Origin of the sequence: Pseudoalteromonas sp. MMG006 (assembly GCF_018101025.1) — a bacterium.
In the GTDB taxonomy this organism is placed as follows: domain Bacteria; phylum Pseudomonadota; class Gammaproteobacteria; order Enterobacterales; family Alteromonadaceae; genus Pseudoalteromonas.
Genome location: NZ_JAGJEJ010000027.1, coordinates 18,298 through 38,519, shown reverse-complemented (window position 1 = coordinate 38,519; position 20,222 = coordinate 18,298). Strand labels below are relative to the sequence as shown.

At 39.4% G+C, this 20,222-nt stretch carries 2 protein-coding genes; both read left to right on the top strand.

All coding sequences use genetic code 11. The features are described from left to right. Positions 1–72: 72 nt before the first annotated feature. The gene (locus tag J8L73_RS17805) at positions 73–3,474 is read left to right on the top strand and encodes a non-ribosomal peptide synthetase (RefSeq protein ID WP_211019087.1); all 3,402 of its coding nucleotides are present in this window, start codon (positions 73–75) and stop codon (positions 3,472–3,474) included. After that, on the top strand, positions 3,468–20,219 hold the full coding sequence (locus J8L73_RS17800; RefSeq protein ID WP_211019085.1) for a non-ribosomal peptide synthetase: 16,752 nt from the start codon (positions 3,468–3,470) through the stop codon (positions 20,217–20,219). Before J8L73_RS17805 ends, J8L73_RS17800 begins: the two co-directional genes overlap by 7 nt. Positions 20,220–20,222 lie beyond the last annotated feature (3 nt).

Sequence of the window (20,222 nt, the reverse complement as noted above, 5' to 3'; positions counted from 1 at the left end):
AACCTAGTCTTACCAGAACTTGAAGTTGGCTCAATTGAGACTCAGGCTGACATTAACAAATATGATTTGTCTTTGTCAGTCAGCGATAACGAACAGAATCTATTTTTGACTTGGTCGTATAGTCTGGATTTATTCTCTTTTACTTCTATTGAAAATATCAGTAAATCATTTGAACATTTGTTAGTAAGCATTATTAACTCTTCAGATACTCTAGTTGCAAACCTAAGTTTGGTGGCTGAAGACGCTCAAAGCTCGTTACTAGTCGAGGACAATGTTAACCAGCAATATCCGTATCACAATATCCATCAGTGGATTAGTGCTCAAGCCAATGATGTTCCTGACAACATTGCTGTTCGATTTAATGAAGATGAGCTTAGTTATGGTCAGTTAGAACAACTGTCTAATCAGTTTTCTCATTACTTAATGAAACGTGAAGTTAAGCCAGGAGATTTGGTTGCTTTAGATTTGCCAAGAGGGAGTGAGTTAATTATTGCGCTCCTAGCAGTTTTAAAAGCAGGAGCTGCTTATTTGCCTCTTGAGCCTACACTACCTGAGTCTAGAAAAACTGCATTAGTGAATGATGCAGGGTGTCGTTGCGTTATCAATATCGGAAACGGCCACTATTTTGATTCGAAAGTGCTACAGTTTAATGCAGAAAAACTGCTCAATAATAATGGATTACAGAGCTTTCCTAACTCTGTTCCAGAAGTTAACTTGGTTGGCTCTGACCTAGCCTATGTTATATACACTTCAGGTTCAACAGGCAAACCTAAAGGGATTAAAGTTAGTCACAAAGCTTTGGTTGAATACTGCTATTGGACGGGATCTTCATTTATGCCAAAGTCGATTCAAGCAAGTATGCTAGTTTCTAGTATTGGTTTTGATGGCACTATTCCAACTGTCTTTTTGCCATTGCTTACCGGCAAAACAATAGATGTTTGCGGGCAAGAGATGAACATTGAAGAGTTTTGGTTCGCGTTAATGGGCAAAGATTATCCATGCATGGTAAAAGTCACACCTTCCTATGCTTTAGCCCTTTGGGCAGAGGATTTAGTTTGCCCTGAAAAACATATCATCGTATTCGGTGGTGAATTGTTAACAACAGAGGTATTAAAAAGGGTCAAAAAAGCATTTCCAAATGCTACTATCTATAATCACTATGGTCCAAGTGAGGCTGTTGTTGGGTGTATATATAGCGAAGTTACCCATATTAGTGATTCAGACGTTATTCCTATTGGTGATCCGATAGAAAATGTAAAAGCCTATATCCTAGATGAGCATTTGCAACCCTCTCCTGTAGGTGCAATTGGTGAGTTGTATATTGGCGGCAGCGGACTGGCTGATGGCTATCTGAATTTGCCTGAGCTGACAAAAGAATGTTTCGTTAGAGATCCTTTTTCAGCGGATTCAAACTCCGTTATGTATAAGTCAGGGGATTTAGTTAAGAAGCTACCATCTGGAAAAATTGTTTATATAGGTCGGATTGACAAGCAAATAAACTTCAGAGGGTATCGTATTGAACCTGCGGAAATTGAGAAGCGAATTGAAAAACTTGAACGGGTAGAGCAATCTGTAGTCTGTCTTAAGGAGTCTAAACAGCAGCAAAGATTAGTTGCTTATCTAGTGTTAAATGAGCCAAACAATGCACTCCATAGTGAGCTAGTAAAGGAAGCTCGAACTATTATCCAGCAAGGTTTACCTAGCTATATGATGCCAGAGTTTTTTCTGTGTATTGACGAACTACCTTTAACTGTCAACGATAAGGTTGACTATGCGGCTCTTCCTGAACCTTCAGCGATAGAGACGAGAGCGGCACAACCTATGAGCCAAAATGAGCACAAATTGTGGCTGATTTGGCACGAATTGTTGCAAGTAGAACAGCTTCCTGTCGATGCTGACTTATTTAAGTTAGGAGCACATTCATTATTAGCGCTGACAGCAGTCAATCGCATTAGAGAAGAGTTTAATATTTCGTGTCAGTTAAGGCTGATTTTTGAGCACCCTACTATTGCTGGACAAGCCGAAGTTATTGCGCAAGTAGATAAAGAACATGTGACTACCACTATTGTAAGAGCAGATAGAGAGCAACCTCTTTTACTATCATATGCACAGCAACGTTTATGGCTTGTTGAACGCATGAGAGGACCAAGTGCACAAAATAATATGCCAGGAGCCCTTCGACTAAAAGGCTCTCTGGATTACTCGGCTTTAGAGTCTGCATTTAACTCTTTGGTTCTGAGACACGAAGTATTAAGGACTCATTTTGTTGAACAAGGTGGTGAAATCGTTCAGTTGATTTCTGATAGCAGTGAGTTGATTGTTGAACAGCACCAGATAACAGAAACCGAGCAAAGTGATATCGAATCAGCGTTGCGAAAACACACAAATGAATTCGCCAACAGAATTTTTGATTTGCGCAAAGACTGTTTGATAAGAGTTAAACTCATTCAAGTAGATGCAAAAGATAATTTATTGTTGTTGAGCTTACATCATATTGTGACTGATGGATGGTCGATGCAAATTTTAGTAGAAGAGTTTGCTGAATTTTACCGCGCTTCTTGTCTTGGAAGTACTGCTGAACTTCCAGAACTCGAGTTGCAATATGCTGATTATGCGGTGTGGCAAAGAAAACATATGCACGATGATAATTTGTCGCTACAACTGCAATACTGGAAACAGCAATTAGCTGGACTACCGGATTGCCATAGTATTCCTCTGGATCAACCAAGAAAAGCTGGGGCATTGTCAGCAACTAAAGGTGAAGTTTTTGCTTCACTTGATGCCGAGTTAGCACAATCTGTGAGAGAGCTTGCCCAAGGGCAAGGTGTGACCGTATTCATGTTCATTCATAGTGTCCTTTCTATCTTGCTTAGTAAATTAAGTCACCAATCTGACATTGTTATAGGTAGTTCTACGGCTGGTCGCTCGCAAAAACAGTTGGAGCCTATTGTTGGCTTTTTCGTAAATAACCTAGTTTTGCGAACTCAATTAGAAGACAACTTGTCTTTCGTTGAACTTCTAAGTCGTAATAAAAAAGTCGTACTTGATGCATTTGACAATCAATACGTACCTTTTGATTCATTAGTCGAAGAATTAAAACCAACTCGTACTTTGGACTATAACCCCCTTTTCCAAATCATGCTTAATGTACAAAGTCGTGATCAACGAGAACTGACATTGACTGGCTTAGAGTTACAGCCGTATTCAGTGGAAGGGGATAATATCAAATTTGACTTGGTTTTGAATGCAACTGAATCACCATTGGGTATCTCGCTAAATTGGTCTTTTAATCGTGTTATATTAAAACAAGAAACAATCTCTCTTTTTAATCAATGTTTTATGAGTTTGCTTGCTCAGGTTGTAGAAAATCCAAATTGTATTATTGGGGAGTATTCAGTCACACAAAATGTTAGACTCTATAACAGCATAGAATGTGAAGACATCCAGGAAAATGAAGTAGAAACGGAATGGTAAATAAAAAGTTACAAGATTGGGTTGTATACCTAAATGACAACGGCGTATTTCCTTACATTAACGCAGGTGGATTAAAAACAAAGTCTGCGGGAAAAATAACTAACAAAAAGATAATTGACGCTATTGTCAGTAATAAGTCAGCACTGATAAATTTTTTGCAAGACCTTAATGCAACTAGTCCTCTGGATTATAGAGAACGTTTCGTTTCAGCTTTTACTATCGATTCTGCTAAAGAACCAAGATTACATGAATTGTTTGAAGCACAGGTGACTCTTAACTCTCAAAGTATTGCTTTGCGCTTTAAAGACTCTTGTTGGACGTATGATGAATTGAATCGACGCGCAAACAAGTTGGCTCGTTATCTTCAACGTATGGGTGTTACAGAAGGGCAGCGAGTTGGTCTTTGTTTTGAACGAGGCATGGATGCTGTTGCTGCAATCTTCGCGACATTAAAAGTCGGAGCTGCTTATGTACCTTTAAATCCCGAATATCCTAACGAAAAAATCACAAATATTCTTCATGATGCGAACATTTCGGTGTTGGTTGCAGATTATAACTTTCCTCATGCAGCAAGTGATAATTTTAAGGTAGTCGACCTCAGCGTGGTCAATACGCTGAAGGAAATTGAAAATCAGCCTGATAAAAACTTTGAAATTACTAATGGACACTCGGACTCTTTAGCTTACGTTTTGTATACATCAGGAACTACTGGTAAGCCAAAAGGTGTGATGATTAAACATTACCAAGTTGTTTTAGCCCTTGCAAACCAAGCCGTTTTTGGCTTTGATGCGTCCGATTCTATGGCCGGAGGAGGAGCTTTTTCGTTTGATATATCACTGTTTGAACAGATTTTTCCATTGTTATCAGGAGGAACTTCCGTACTGCTGTCAAAGCAAGAGATAATGGATGTTGGCGCTCTGATCAAAGGGACGAGATCAGTTAGTTTCTTCAGTGCAGTAACCAGTTTAATGACTAGTTTGGTTTCAGGAATAAAGGTGCGCCTGAGCCAAGGGGAGTCTATCGAGCAGTTGTACCCTAATTTAAGATGTATTTTGGTAGGAGGAGAAGCAGTACCTCGGCAGTTAATACAAGACCTTCAGGAGTTATTTCCGTATGTTCGAATCGTCGAACTGTATGGCCCCACTGAAAATACAATTTTAAGTACTTATCACGTGAAAACTGAGTTGCCGCAACAATCTCAGTCTTGCATTGGAATACCTTATCCACACGTAAAGGCTTATGTGTTGGACAATAACCTCAACAAAGTTCCTGACGGAATAGTTGGTGAGTTAGTTTTAGGTGGCGACTGTGTATCAGCGGGATACTTTAATCTCCCAGAAGAAACTAAAAACAGTTTTATTGCTAATTGCCTAGAGGAAACTAGTAACGACGTTTTATATCGAACTGGAGACTTAGTAAGACGATTAGGTGACGGTTCTTTTGAATTTGTCGGCCGTAATAACTTCCAGCTCAAGTTAAGAGGTTATCGGATTGAACCTACTGAAATTGAAAACGCAATTCTAAGAAATGCTGACGTAAGCGGAGCGATTGTCATTGCACAGGAGGAAGAGCAAAATGACAAACTATTAGTAGCTTATGTGACGTGTAAACAGACTTGTAACGATGAGCACAGCGATGATTTTGAAAGCGAAATAAAACAAGAAATTAGAAATCAGTTAGTCACAGAGCTTCCTAGCTTTATGATTCCGTCAAAAATTGTTGTTTTGGACTTCTTTCCTACAACGGTTAACGGCAAGATAGATCGAGCTGCGCTTCCTCGAGCTGAAGCAAAAGACGCTATTCAAAAGGAATTTGTTGCTCCACAAGATCCATTAGAGTCTTATTTATGTGCGCTGTGGGAGCAGGTTCTGAAGATTGAAAAAGTAGGTATTCAAGATAACTTTTTTGAGCTAGGTGGACATTCTCTCTTGGTGTTAAAGGTGGTGAATAAGTTACAACTTTTACTTCAGGAAGACATGTTGCACTTTGTCATTGTATTTGATCACCCAACGGTGCATCAGCTAGCAGAGTACTTGAAGAAAAACTTTTCTGCACAACTTAAAGCCGCTTCTATCGATTTTAAAGCTGTAGGTGATAAGCCATCTCTAGAAAGGGAAAAGATAACGACTCAAACGTTTGAAGCGTTTAAATCAGTTATTCCAAGCTTACCTGAATACAAAGGTACAGATACTAAAAACTCTAAAGCTGTATTTATTCTTTCACCTCCGAGATCCGGCTCAACTTTGTTAAGAGTTATGCTTGCAGGGCACTCAAATTTATTTGCTCCACCAGAACTGGAACTTCTTGGCTTTGAAAATCTCCAGCAACGTAAAGAAGCGTTTCAAGGGCGAAATGAGTTTTGGTTAGAAGGTCTTACGAGAGCTATCATGGAGTTGAAGCAATGTGACTTCGAAACCGCTCATAGTTCAATAGCTATGCTAGAGCGTGACGGTATTTCAATAAGAGATTTTTATGGTCAGTTACAGGAGCTTTGTGAAGGTCAACTACTGGTCGATAAAACACCATCATATTCTCTTGATATTGCAGCGCTTAAAAGAATTGAAGATTATTTTGAAGATTCGTTATTTATTCATCTTGTACGTCATCCTAATGCGGTGATTAACTCTTTCCAAGATGCGAGGATGGAAGAGCTGTTTTTCCGTTATGAACACGACTTTGAGTCACGTGGTTTAGCGGAAATGATTTGGACGCATAGTCATCAAAATATTATTGAATTTTTGCAAGGGATCCCAGCTCAAAGACAACACCGTATCTATTTTGAAGATCTTTCCGCAAATCCTCAGGCAACAATGGAAAAATTGTGTAGCAAGTTTGATTGGTCATTTGAAACTGCTCTAATAGAACCTTATCACAATGTTCAGCAGAAAATGACTGATGGTGTTCAGCACAATTCAAAAATGTTAGGTGACTTAAAGTTTCATAAGCACAACGGAATTTCTGCAAGTACAGCTTCAAACTGGCAGCGTAACTTTGAACCTAATCAACTCTCTTTGGAATGTTCAGAGTTAGCAATATCTTTTGGCTACCTAGAAAAGGAACTACTAAGTCAGACAGCAAAGACATATACACATCAACTTTCTTATGCGCAACAAAGTTTGTGGTTAGTGAATGAGATTGAAGGAAATAGTCCTCAATACAATATACCTGCTGCATTTAAGTTGGAAGGGAAAGTTGATTACACCTTATTTAATAAGGCGTTGGAAGTTTTAGTAAATCGACATGAAGCGTTAAGAACTTCATTTAAAACTCAAGCATCAGAAACGGTGCAAGTGGTTCATACATCGGTAGATGTAAATCTTGAAGTCATCGACTTAACAAAGTTTGCTCTTCAGCTAAGAGAGGATAAGCTGGAACAAATTGGCAAAGAGCAGGCAAGTGCACCTTTTGATTTGAGCGAAGCCCCACTTTTCAGACTTTGTTTGGTAGATATAGGAAATGAGCAGCATGTCTTTTTTGTAACTATGCACCATATCATTTCCGATGGCTGGTCATCTTCGATTTTCTTTACAGAGTTGGCTTATGTTTATCGTAAACTGGTAACAGGAGAGGACTCAGCACTGCCTGCTTTACCAGCCCAGTACATGGATTTTGTTCACTGGCAAAAAGATATGTTAGATAAAGAGACATTCGACAAGCATACCAACTTTTGGCTGGAACAATTACAAAGCGCTCCTGCAATTAGCAGTATTCCTTTAGACAGAACGAGATTGAAACAGCAATCGCACCGAGGAGCGAGGCTAAGAACAACTTTAGATCCAGCATTATCGAAACGTCTGCGACAATTGGCTCAAGCACAAGGTGTCACACTGTTTATGCTGCTAGAAACAGCATTTGCTTTGACCGTTGGACGTTTTAGTGGTGAAACAGATGTAGTTATAGGTACGCCTGTATCGGGAAGACAAAAGGCGGAATTTGAAGATGTAATAGGTTTTTTCGTTAATAGCTTAGTTTTGCGTAACGACCTGTCTGGCAACCTTGGTTTTGATGCATTGTTGCAGCGTAATAAAGCAATGATAAGAAATGCCTTCCAACACCAGCATGTACCTTTTGAATTACTTGTGGAGAAGTTAAGTCCTAAGCGCAGTCTCAGTCATCATCCTATTTATCAATTGGTCTTTTCATTTCAAAATGAATCTCAGCGCGATATTTTGGCGCCAGAGAAAAATAATAGCTTGCAGGAAAATAACTCTGGTGCAGAGCAAAACCTACTTAAGGCAACGCCACTTGGGAACAGTACTGAACTGGTGAAGTTTGATCTTGTTTTTAGAGCTCTCGAACAAAGAGAGCAAATTACTATCGATTGCTCATATGCTACAGATCTTTTCAATGAGATGACTATTGAAAGTTTTATGGCTAGTTATACTCGTTTGCTTGAGCAGGTCACTGAAAGCCCGTCACAAGCAGTACTTGAAATAGATATTGTTGCGCAAGAAGTCCAGAGATCCACTCATTTAGCAGGCGTTGAGTCAGCTATTGAAAAGGCAAACCCAGAAGCAAAAACCGAGTTTGCCTTTCAGCATTTTCAAAATTATGCGCAAAGTCAGCCTGAGCGAGTAGCCATCTCAGATGGCAATACGCAGATTAGTTATAGAGATTTGGATTTACGTTCCAATAAACTAGCAAGGTTTTTGCAGAATAAAGGAGTTAAACCAGAGACTTTAGTAGCTATATATATGCCTGGCAGTATTCAAGCGATTATTGCCATGCTGGCTGTACATAAAGCCGGTGGTGCTTATCTTCCATTAGACACAAATGTACAAGCTCAAAGGCTTGAGTATATCTTGCAAGATTCTGATGTAGCTCTAGTTTTAACTGAGGGAACACAATCGCAACAAGTTAGCGGTCATTTGCCTGAAAATAGCGCGCTTATTTGTATAGATGAGCCTGATTTTGTATCTGAAATTGAAGCATTTGCGTCAACATCATTGACACTAGATTATGAGTTGTTGCCGAGTCATTTGGCTTATGTCATCTATACCTCGGGCTCTACAGGAAGACCTAAAGGTGTAATGGTAGAGCATGGGAACCTATCTCGATTATTCAGTGCAAGTGAGCATTTGTTTGCTTTTAGTAGTGAAGAAGTTTGGACATTGTTCCACTCTATCAGCTTCGACTTTTCCGTTTGGGAAATCTGGGGGCCTTTGGTTAACGGTGCTAAATTAGTAGTTGTTCCTCAAGATTGTAAATTATCCGAGCTGGAATTTTCAGAGCTTATCTCGCGCGAGAAAGTGACTGTGTTAAATCAAACTCCTTCTTCGTTTTACGCGTTGCAACATTCACTGCTGAACATGACAGATTTATCTCATTTAAAATATGTGATTTTTGGCGGTGAAGCTCTTGAGCTTGATTCGATAGCAAAGTGGTTTGATCCAAAACGTTTAGACTTACCACAATTGGTTAACATGTATGGAATAACCGAAACTACAGTTCATGCGACGTTCCAAAGTATTGATAAGACCACTTGGCAAACGCAAAAGGGTCTAATTGGAAAGGCATTACCTGATCTACGCCTGTACGTATGTAACGAACAACATAAATTACAGCCTGTAGGCGCGATAGGGGAGTTATTAATTTCTGGGCCTGGAGTTACTCGTGGTTATTTAGGTCAACCCGAGTTGACTCAGCAAAAGTATATAAATCTAGACATTGGCGATGATAAGATCGAACGATTTTATTGTTCTGGGGATTTGGTAAAAGTACTCCCTGAAGGCCAGTTACAGTATCTAGATCGAAAAGATCAACAGGTAAAGTTACGCGGTTTTCGAATCGAGCTTGGAGAGATTGAAGCAGTTCTGAGAGCAAATGATGCCTTATCCGAAGTAAGAGTGTTACTTCGTAACGACAACAATGAAGCAAGCTTAGTTGCTTACGTAGTCACCAAGGATAAAACTTTGACTGGCGATAAACAATTAAGTCTTCAGCAAGCTCTTAAAACGCAATTATTGCAAAGTTTACCAGAATATATGGTACCCCAGTTTTGGGCCGTAGTGGACAGCATTCCGCTCACTACAAACGGTAAAGTAGACCTGGCCAGATTGCCTAAAATCGAAATACTCCGCAATAATCGAGAGCAGTTTGTCGCGCCAATAAGTGCTTTGGAAACTGAGTTATGTCGAGTCTTTGCTGAAACGCTAAAATGTCAAAACGTTAGTGTTGAAGACAATTTCTTTGAGCTTGGCGGACATTCGCTGCTAGCTATGAAGTTGATCAATAAAATTCAATCTTTTGTTAAGGCGCATATACATGTTGTAGTGATTTTTGACCGTCCGACAGTTAAAGCTCTAGCAGAATATTTAACAAAAGAACATAGCCAAGCATTGGTTGAAGCCGAATTGTTAGATCAAAGCGCAACTAAAGAGTTGGTGACAGATAAGCGCGCACAAGTTACAGCAGAAAATCTTACAACCTTCCAAAATCTAATAGATAAAAGATCTTTCGATACCGATCCTGCGACTAAGAATAAACCTGCAATTTTTGTACTGTCTCCTCCACGCTCAGGTTCAACATTACTGCGAGTGATGTTAGCGGGGCATAGTAGTTTGATTTCACCACCGGAGCTGGAGTTACTCAATGACCTGAATCTAACCGTGAGATCGGAACGATTTGCTGGACGTAATGCCTTTTGGAAAGAAGGGGTAATTAGACTTATCATGCACCTTAAAAAGTGCGATGTAGAAAACGCTAAAAATATCATGGCAGAATTTGAAGCTCAAAGGCTTAATGTCATTGAGTTTTACCGCATTTTACAAGAATGGTGTGGCAAACAAATTTTGGTAGACAAGTCGCCGTCCTATGCCTTGAGTTTGGATACATTGAAGCGAGCTGAATCTCAGTTTGAAGGAGCCCATTTTATCCATCTGGTTAGACACCCTGTAGCTGTGATTGAATCGTTTGAAAAAGCGCAATTGGAAGAAATTTTCTTCCTAGAAGATCACAAGTTCGACTCTAGAACATTAGCGGAGTTAGTATGGGTTGAAAGCCATAACAATATTCTTGAATTTACTAAGTCGTTACCAAACAACAGACACCATGTCGTTCAGTTCGAAGAACTAACTCAATCTCCTGAAAAGGTCATGAGCCAATTATGTGCTGAGTTAGGAATTGAGTTCGAGACGGACATGTTATCTCCTTATGATGGCAATAAGGGACGAATGATTGATGGAGTGCACGATGTCTCTATGATGCTTGGCGATATAAAGTTCCACCAGCATAAAGGAATCGACGCGAGTATTTCTGATTCTTGGAAATCAGTTACCACTTCCGAGCATATTTCCAGTTTAACCAAAGATCTAGCTGAACAGTTGGGTTATGAATTCACGAGCAACAGACAGGCTATCAGTATACCTGAGCTGCAGAAGATCGAACACAAAGGTCATATTCCTTTGTCGCATGCTCAGAAAAGGCTTTGGCTGATCGATCGCATTGAAAAAGACAGTGCGCATTATAATATGCCAAGTGCTTTCACCCTGACCGGTAAGCTAGATGAAAAGGCATTTGAAAAAGCGTTTGAACAAATTATTCAAAGACACGAAGTTTTACGTAGTTGCATCAAAGAAGTTGATGGTGAACCGTGTCAGATCACTTTAGATAAATTTGTTCTGCCTCTGCAAAAAAATGACTTTACAGGCTTGTCGCAACAAGAATGTGAAAAAGTAGTCCAAGCAAGAATAAAACGAGAGGCGAAAAAACCTTTTGATCTTTCTTCAGACTTAATGATTCGAGCCTCATTGCTTAAAACCGAGCAAAATATTCATGTTGTTATATTTAACATGCATCATATTGCGTCTGATGGTTGGTCAATGGCTATTTTAATCCGAGAATTTAGCCAGCTTTACAATGCTTTTGTTGGGGATAAGAACAAAGTGTTAACTCCACTGCCTATCCAATACTCAGATTACACTTTGTGGCAGCAGAGCTGGTTAAAAGAAACTGTACTGGATGAGCAACTGCAGTATTGGCGTAACCAATTAGCAGAGTTACCTTTGTTACATAGCTTACCTTTGGAAAATACTAGACCCGCCCAACAAGGGTTCAATGGTGGCTTAATAATTACCAAAGTTCCTTCAGTAATTGCCGATGAGGTAATTGCATATTGTAGGGCACAGGAAGTGACATTGTTTATGCTGTTAGAAACAATGTTTTCAGTCCTTATTAATCGTTTCAGTGGTGAACATGATGTTGTCATTGGGAGTCCAATAGCAGGCAGAATGCACAAAGGACTGGAGTCTCTAATAGGCTTTTTTGTTAATAGCTTAGTGTTGAGAACAAAGGTACAAGAAAATGTTTCGTTTGAGCAATTGTTGAGAGAGAACAAAACAACAATCTTGGATGCTTTTGCTAATCAGAGCATTCCGTTTGAGACGCTCGTTGAAGAAATTAATCCAGAAAGAAGTCTCAGTCACCATCCATTATTCCAAATTACTTTTGCTGTTCAAAATAATGAACAGGAGGCGCTGAGCCTTACCGAGTTAGAGCTACAGCCGATTGCTATTGGCGGCAATCAGGTGAAGTTCGATCTTGCATTAAATGTATCTGAGCAGTCTGATGGGCTAAAGCTAAATTGGTCTTTTGATAGAGACTTGTTTACCGATTGTTTTATAAACAATATGGCAAGTAGCTTCCAACTAATGCTAGAAGCTTTAGTACTGGAACCAAGTCTTCTAGTTTCCGATTTACCATTATTAAGTGAACAGAATAAGGTACAGTTACTTCGACAAATGTCGGGGGAAACACAGGTAATTGATGAAGTAACATGTGTTCATCAACTATTTGAGCGAAAAGCTAAGTTGCACCCTAACGCTATTGCTCTGGTTAGCCAGGAACAAAGTTACAGTTACCAACAGATTAACGAGTCAGCTAATCGTTTAGCGCATTATTTGTTAAAACAAGATGTTAGTCTCGAAACTATTGTGGGAATACACTTAGAGCGCTCGGTTGAATTTGTTGTAGCGGTTTTGGCTTCACTTAAGGCTGGCTGTGCTTATCTGGCTTTAGAGCCTGATTATCCGAAAGCTAGGCTGGCTTTCATGTTGGAAGATTCTGCTGCTGAAATCCTGATCACAAGCAGCTTATTAACTGAGATCTCATGTCAATCTGTGTCTCAAGTTATAGATTTAACTGATGCTGTGAAGCCTAGAGAGATAGCTCAATTATCTATTGATAATCCTATGATGGAGTCTGTGGGATTAACCAGTCAACACTTGGCTTACGTCATGTATACCTCCGGCTCTACAGGTGAGCCTAAAGGTGTTTTAGTCGAACATTTATCAATTGTTAATCAGCTCGATTGGATGAATCGACAGTATAACCTAAGTCGAGAAGATAAGGTCTTGTTGAAGACTCCATGTAGTTTTGATCCTATTGTTTGGGAAATCTTCTGGACATTAGGCTATGGTGCTACTTTGGTAATCGCACAACCTGATGGACATAAAGACCCTAGTTACTTAAGAAACATTATTGAACAGGAAAAAGTATCCATAGTTCATTTTGTTCCTTCAATGTTGGCAATGTATGTAGAGTCTGAGGGGGCTAGGCTACCTAGCTCCTTGCGTCAGGTCATTAGTGGGGGGGAAGTACTTCCTGCTAATTTAGTGAATAAAATTAAAACACAGTCTCCTTGGTTATTACTGGATAACTCCTATGGGCCAACAGAAGCGACAATTGGTGTTAGCTGGCATAGTTGTGAAGCTATGACCAACAAGCAGAGCGTTCCTATAGGTCTACCTATTCAAAATACTCAGCTACTTGTCCTTGATGATAATTTACAAATTTGTCCGGTAGGTGTTGTCGGGGAGCTTCACATTGGTGGTCGAGGACTTGCTCGCGGATATCTTAATCGAACCGCGCTAACTGAGCAGAAATTCATTAACAACCCGTTTGCCGAATCAGATAACTGTAAGTTATACAAAACAGGCGACCTTGTACGTATGAATGCAGGTGGGAAACTCACATTTATTGGCAGAAACGATACACAGATAAAGCTTCGAGGACAAAGAGTCGAGCCCGGTGAAATTGAGTCTAGCATTCGTTCGTTAAATGAAGTTGTAAACTCAGCCCATGTATCAATTGAGGAGCAATCCGACGGATCTGGCTGTTTAATCGCTTATGTCAGTTTGCAGCCTCAGGCAATTAAAACGATGGAAATTCAGTTAATTGAACAGCGTTTAGGTGAATGGCAAGAAGTATTTGAAACTGCACACTTAGGAAATGATACCGACGATCTAGAACTGGATTTAACCTCTTGGAACAGCAGTATTACAGGTCAAGCTATTGCACAACAAGAAATGGTTGAGTGGATAGATGGTACCATGGAGCATATCGCTAGCCTAGAACCAAAGCAGATATTAGAAATCGGCTGTGGAACGGGCCTACTGTTGTTCCGCTATGCTGAATTTACCGAAGAAGTACATGCGCTAGATCTTTCTGCGTCTGTATTGGAACAAGTCAATACGCATGTTAACGCAAAAGGATTGAAACACGTTCATTTACATCATGGTGATGCGCTCGAGGTTGGTAAATTTGAAAGCGAAACGTTTGACACTATAGTATTAAACTCAGTTGCCCAATACTTCCCGAGTGCAAGCTATTTTAATAAAGTGTTAGACAAAATGCTCAATAGTCTGCAACAAGGCGGTAGTATCTTTATTGGTGATATCAGAAACCTAGATCTAAGCAGGCATTTTGCTATAGAAGTAGAGCATCATAAATCAGATGCCAGACTCTTCTCTATTGAAGAATTTGAAAGAAAGATTGCTCTTAGGCTTCACAATGAAGAAGAGTTACTAATAAGCCCAGCGTTTTTTGTTAATTTGAAAAATGACTATCCTGAAATCTCTAAAATTGATGTTCTTGTAAAAGTGGGACAAGGCAATAATGAAATGTTGGGATATCGCTACGATGTGGTTATTCACAAAGGAGCTAAGAGCGATAAGATTGCCGAACCTGTAATTGAAAGCTTTGAGGGCTTAGAACAACTAGGAACATTATTAGCTAATTGTAATTCGGACGCAATTTTACTTAAAAATGTTCCAAATGGCAGATTAGTAAAGCAAAGCCATCTTGAATCATTGCTGCGTTTGCAAACGGATAAAGTGTTACTCGATACGCGAAATCTTCATGCTAATGATTATTCTCAGTTGCTTTCCATTAAACAAACAGCCAAGCAATATGGCTTTAGAGTTTATCCAACTTGGTCTTGCAAGCTTGAGTGTCTCAATATTTTCTTCACGAGAGGCAATGCCAACCCTGAAGTTATTGAGCGCGATTATGCTAATCTTGGTGGCTATTTTAATACCCCGGAAATTCGCACAATAGGTGAACAATATACTGCGGAATTAAAGCAGCATATGAGTGCTCGGATACCGTCTCATATGGTGCCTAATAAGTATGTTTACATTAAAGAATTTCCACTAACGAAAAACGGAAAAATTGATTTTCGCTTTTTAAAAGAAGTCTATAACAATAGGCAAGTCAATACTCAGTACCAGGCTCCAGAAAATGCCTTACAAGAAGAACTTTGCGCTATTTTCGCAGAGTTATTAAACCGTCCTCAAATTGGTATTACTGAAGACTTTTTTGACTTGGGAGGCCATTCGTTGTTGGCCACCAGAGTGATTAGCTTTATTCGTAGTAAACTAAATATAGAAGTTCCACTTAGAGTACTTTTTGATAATCCGACGGTTTCAAAATTGTACGATGCTATCGGGGCTCAAGGTGTACAAAATATTCTGCCTGATATTGAATTAGTAGACCGAACTAATCCACTACTTCTCTCGTTTGCTCAGCAACGACTCTGGTTTATCGACAAAGTGCAAGGTTCAACAGCTCACTACAATATGGCTAATGCAGTGACTTTGGTGGGGAAATTCAATCAAGATGCATTTGAGTCTGCGTTTAAAACGATTGTCCGTCGACATGAAGTACTCAGAACAACTTTTTACGAGTCAAGCGGAAAGAGCTATCAACAAGTAAATTCTGAAGAGCAATTCCAGATCACATTCTTTGACCTGACCAGTTATGCAAGCTCTGAACAACAAAAGTTAGTAAGCAAATATGCTAAAGAGGATAGTCTGCAGCCATTTGATTTAGAGTCGGACTTTATGTTGAGAGTTTCATTATTGAAATTATCTGAACAAAAGCACTTGGTATTACTGTGTATGCATCATATTGCGTCGGATGCATGGTCTAGAAATATTATCATTAAGGAGTTTTCCGAACTGTACAGTGGGTTTGTGGAAGGCAATTTCGATACACTAGCTCCGTTGTCTTTCCAATATGCAGATTATGCTAATTGGCAGCGAAACTGGTTGAAAGGTGAGATGTTGCAAAATAGTTTGGATTATTGGAATGAACATTTGTCTGATTTACCAATTACCCATTCTTTACCTTTAGCGAAAACCAGGCCTGCTAAGCAAAGTTTTAACGGTCAAAGAGTCCACAGACAATTGGATACATCTTTAGTTTCTATTATACAGCAGTACTGCCGAACTAGAGATGTCACTTTGTTTATGTTTTTGCAAACCTCATTTTCGGTTCTATTAGCAAGGTTTAGCAATGAAACTGATATTGTCATGGGAACACCTATTGCAGGCCGAACTCATAAAGATGTAGAAAGCTTGATTGGCTTTTTCGTCAATACGCTAGTTTTACGCAGTAACTTCAACAGTGATGCGTCATTTAATGAGGTGTTAGAAGGTAATAAAAATATAATTTTAGATGCCTTTACTCATCAGCATATTCCTTTCGAAATGTTGGTAGAAGAACTTAACCCGAAACGAAATCGCAGTTATCACCCCTTGTTCCAGGTTATGTTTTCTTTACAGAATATTGAAGCTGACGATGTTTTGTTACCAGATTTACAAATGCAGCCTTATCAAGCAGGAAAAGAGCACACACGTTTTGATTTGACGCTAAATATATCTGACACGTCTGACACTATGGCTGTCACTTGGGCATTTAACACAGCTTTATTTTCTTTAGAGCAAATAAATGTAATGGCTGATGCGTTTGAGCTGTTATTAGAACAAGTGATAAATAATGACCAGCTTAGTATTAGTTCAGTGCCCTTAGTATCGGAAAAGCAACAAACATCTAGGTTACAACAATGCGCTGTTCTGGAACCTTTCTCTTATCAAACTGGTTTACATGGCTTAGTGACTAGCCTAGCATTAAAACGACAAAGCTTAACGGCTTTACAGTTTGAGCAACAACAAATCAGTTATAAAGAATTAGAAGATAAAGCTAATCAACTTGCTAATTATTTAGTCAGTCAGGGAGTAGGGCGAAATGAGTTTGTTGCTATACATTTAAAACGTTCTCCAGATTTAATTATTAGCATTTTGGCGGTATTAAAAACAGGAGCAGCCTTTGTTCCTGTAGATGAGCATTACCCGGATTCACGTTTGAATTTTGTGTTAGAAGATTGCGGTGCAAACTTTGTATTGACTCATGAAGCTCTAGTTACTAAAAAGCAAACATTACCTGTTGGCACGATTGTTATCGATGAGCTCGAATGTGCGGCCAATGTAGCCTCGCATTCAACTAGTGCGCCTTCCTCTCACAAGGTGGAGTTTGGACAGCCTGCTTATATGATTTATACGTCTGGTACTACGGGGCTACCCAAGGGGGTAGTGGTATCTCATGGCAACATTTGTAATCTAGTTGTAGCTCAGCAGGATATGTTTAAACACAATACTGATAGCGAGGTATTGCAGTTTGCTTCAACGTCATTTGATGCTTTTATTTCTGAATGGGCGACGACTTTATGTTATGGCGGAACGCTGCATTTAGTTTCGAGTGAGCTTGTTCGAGATAGTGTGAGACTAAGTTCTTACATTGAAAAATTTGGTATTACTTGTGTGACACTGCCACCTGGGTATCTTCCTTATGTATCTAAGAGAGCTTATGCAGTTTTAGATGTGTTGGTTTTAGCTGGAGAGTCTCCTGCTAAAAGTAATCTCGCGGCATTGACTGAGTTTGATAAGCTAAGAGTATACAATGCCTATGGCCCTACAGAAGGTACAATTTGTACCAGCTTTGCTCAAATTGATTGCAGTAATCCAAGTGAGCTAAACATAGGAAAACCTATCTGCAATGTTTCTGCACTCGTTTTAAATGACAGTGGAGCGATTCAACCTGAAGGTGTTGTAGGCGAGTTGTATATTGGTGGAATTGGTGTTTCACAAGGTTATTGGCAGCGAGAGTTACTCACCAAAGAACATTTCGTTGAGTTGGCTTGGTCTGCGCAAGGAAGTAATAGGTGGTATAAAACTGGCGACTTGGTTAGTCAATTGCCAGATGGACAACTGAAATACATCGGGCGTAAAGACAGTCAGATTAAGATACGCGGTAACAGAGTTGAACCTCAAGAAATTGAAGGTCATTTAACAAAACTAGATGGTGTTGACATTGCTATTGTTGCTCAATCAGAGCAACAAAAGGAAAGCCTTGTTGCTTGGATAGTGCCGGAACAAGAGTTCAAACAACCTGAAACTTGTATACCGCAATGGAAAGGTGAACTGCTTCAGATATTGCCTGAGTTTATGGTTCCGTCACAATTTGAGCTTCTCCAAGAAATACCATTTACTAACAATGGCAAAGTGGATATGGCTAAGTTACAAGGCTTACTGACACAGCAGCGCCATTCTCACGATTACGTAGCTCCTAACAGTCCTCTGCAAAATCGACTTTGTGAGATTTGGGAAGAAGTTCTTGATACTGAAAAAGTTGGTATCAATGACAATTTCTTCGACCTAGGAGGACATTCGCTTTTGGTTATGTCATTGACTAATAAAGTTCAGGCTTTGGTAGGGGAGTTGATCCATGTAGTAGCTGTTTTCGATGCTCCTACAGTTGCTATGTTCGAACAGTATTTAATTAGTCACTATGGTTCGCAATTATTGGCTATTGGGTTGATAAAACAAAACGATATGTCTAATACCGAGTTAACTTCAGTGAAAATTGATGAGCGAGTTTTAGCTGACTTTAGACGTTTAATTCAACCATTTAAAGAGAGCGGTAATGTAGAAGGTAAAAACAAATCAGCCGCTTTCATATTATCACCTCCTAGATCTGGCTCCACTTTGTTAAGGGTTATGTTGACTGGCCACTCGAAGCTTTTTGCTCCACCAGAGCTGGAACTATTGCCATTTAATACTCTAGAAGATAGAAGAGAGGCATTCTCAGGTCGAAATCAGTTTTGGCTGGAGGGCACTATAAGAACGATTATGGAACTTGGTGGCTGTGATCTTGAACAGGCGCAGCAAATGATGGCGCACTTGGAAAATGACAAGGTTTCGAGTCAAGCTCTGTATGGATTGTTCCAAGGTTGGCTTGGAGAAGGATTGTTAATTGATAAAACACCTTCTTATGCTTTGGACTTAGAAACTCTAAGAAGAGCTGAAAGTCTGTTCGAGGCTCCTAAATTTATCCACCTCAAACGTCATCCAGGAGGGATGATTTCTTCCTTCAGTGAAGCTAAGTTGCAAGAAGTATTTTTCCGATACAAGCATAGTTATGATGATAAAACATTGGCTGAGCTTATTTGGATAGTTTGTCATCAAAATATAGAGAACTTTTTCCAAGAAATTCCTGAAGAAAGAAAATTGGGAGTCTATTTTGAAGACCTGTTGAATGACCCTCAACCTGTTCTCCAACAGATATGTGAGTTTTTGGAATGCGAATTTGAGCCGCAGTTATTGCAACCTTATGATTCCAGCTCTCAGCGCATGACTGATGGGTTAAAATCGGGCACGAGAATGTTAGGTGATATTAAATTCCATCAACATTCAACGGTAGACAATAAGGTAGCAGATGCCTGGGAAGATAAGTTAACTGGATATGAATTTAGCAGTGCTTGTATTTCACATGCCAGAGAGCTTGGCTATGACACTTCAAGTATGAGTCATGACAGTAGTAACCAAAAAAATAAGTTTTTGACTAGGTTGACTAGTTCTGATGTTGCTCTACCTGCGATTTATTGTATTCCTTCATTTAGTGGTTCTGCTTTGGAGTTCTTACCTTTGGCAAATAAAGTCGAAGGAAAATACAGTATTTATGCATTTGATTATGAAAGCTTTGAACGTTCACTTTCTGTTGTTAATAATGTACCTGAAATTGCAAAGAGACTGTTGAACGCTATAAAGAGCATACAACCTGAAGGTTCTATTCATCTTTGTGGATACTCGACAGGAGGAAGTTTGGCTTTTGAGATTGCAAGGCAACTTGAAAATGAAGACAGACAGAATGTTAAGCTCACTATCATCGACTCTTTACCTCCGTCTGAGTATAAAACGGAAAAAACTGAGTCAACGAATTCTGCCTTATATACCCACCTCTTTAGGCAAATATCGGGGTCTGATATCAGTTCTTATACCTTAGATAGTGTCGAAGAGTTTGCTATGGGAAAGGTAGAGGAAAAATTAGCTTATATAAGGAGCAAGTTGGAAAGAGACCACAATGTGACTGTTGAACAAACTTTATTACAGAAGAAGTTATCACTGTATCAACGACAAATTGAAGCTGTCAGAAATTATTGTCCACAGGATAAAGTTAGTGCTTCCTTTACTTTATTGAGCTGTCAAAGACATAAAGATGCAAAACAAAAGCAAATGGCTCAATGGCAATCGTTTGTTGAAGGCGAGTTAAGAGTAATTAATAGCGAGAGTTCCCACTCAGAAATTATAAGAGTGGAAGGGCTTAATGATGTTCTAAATGCGATTAATTAGAGT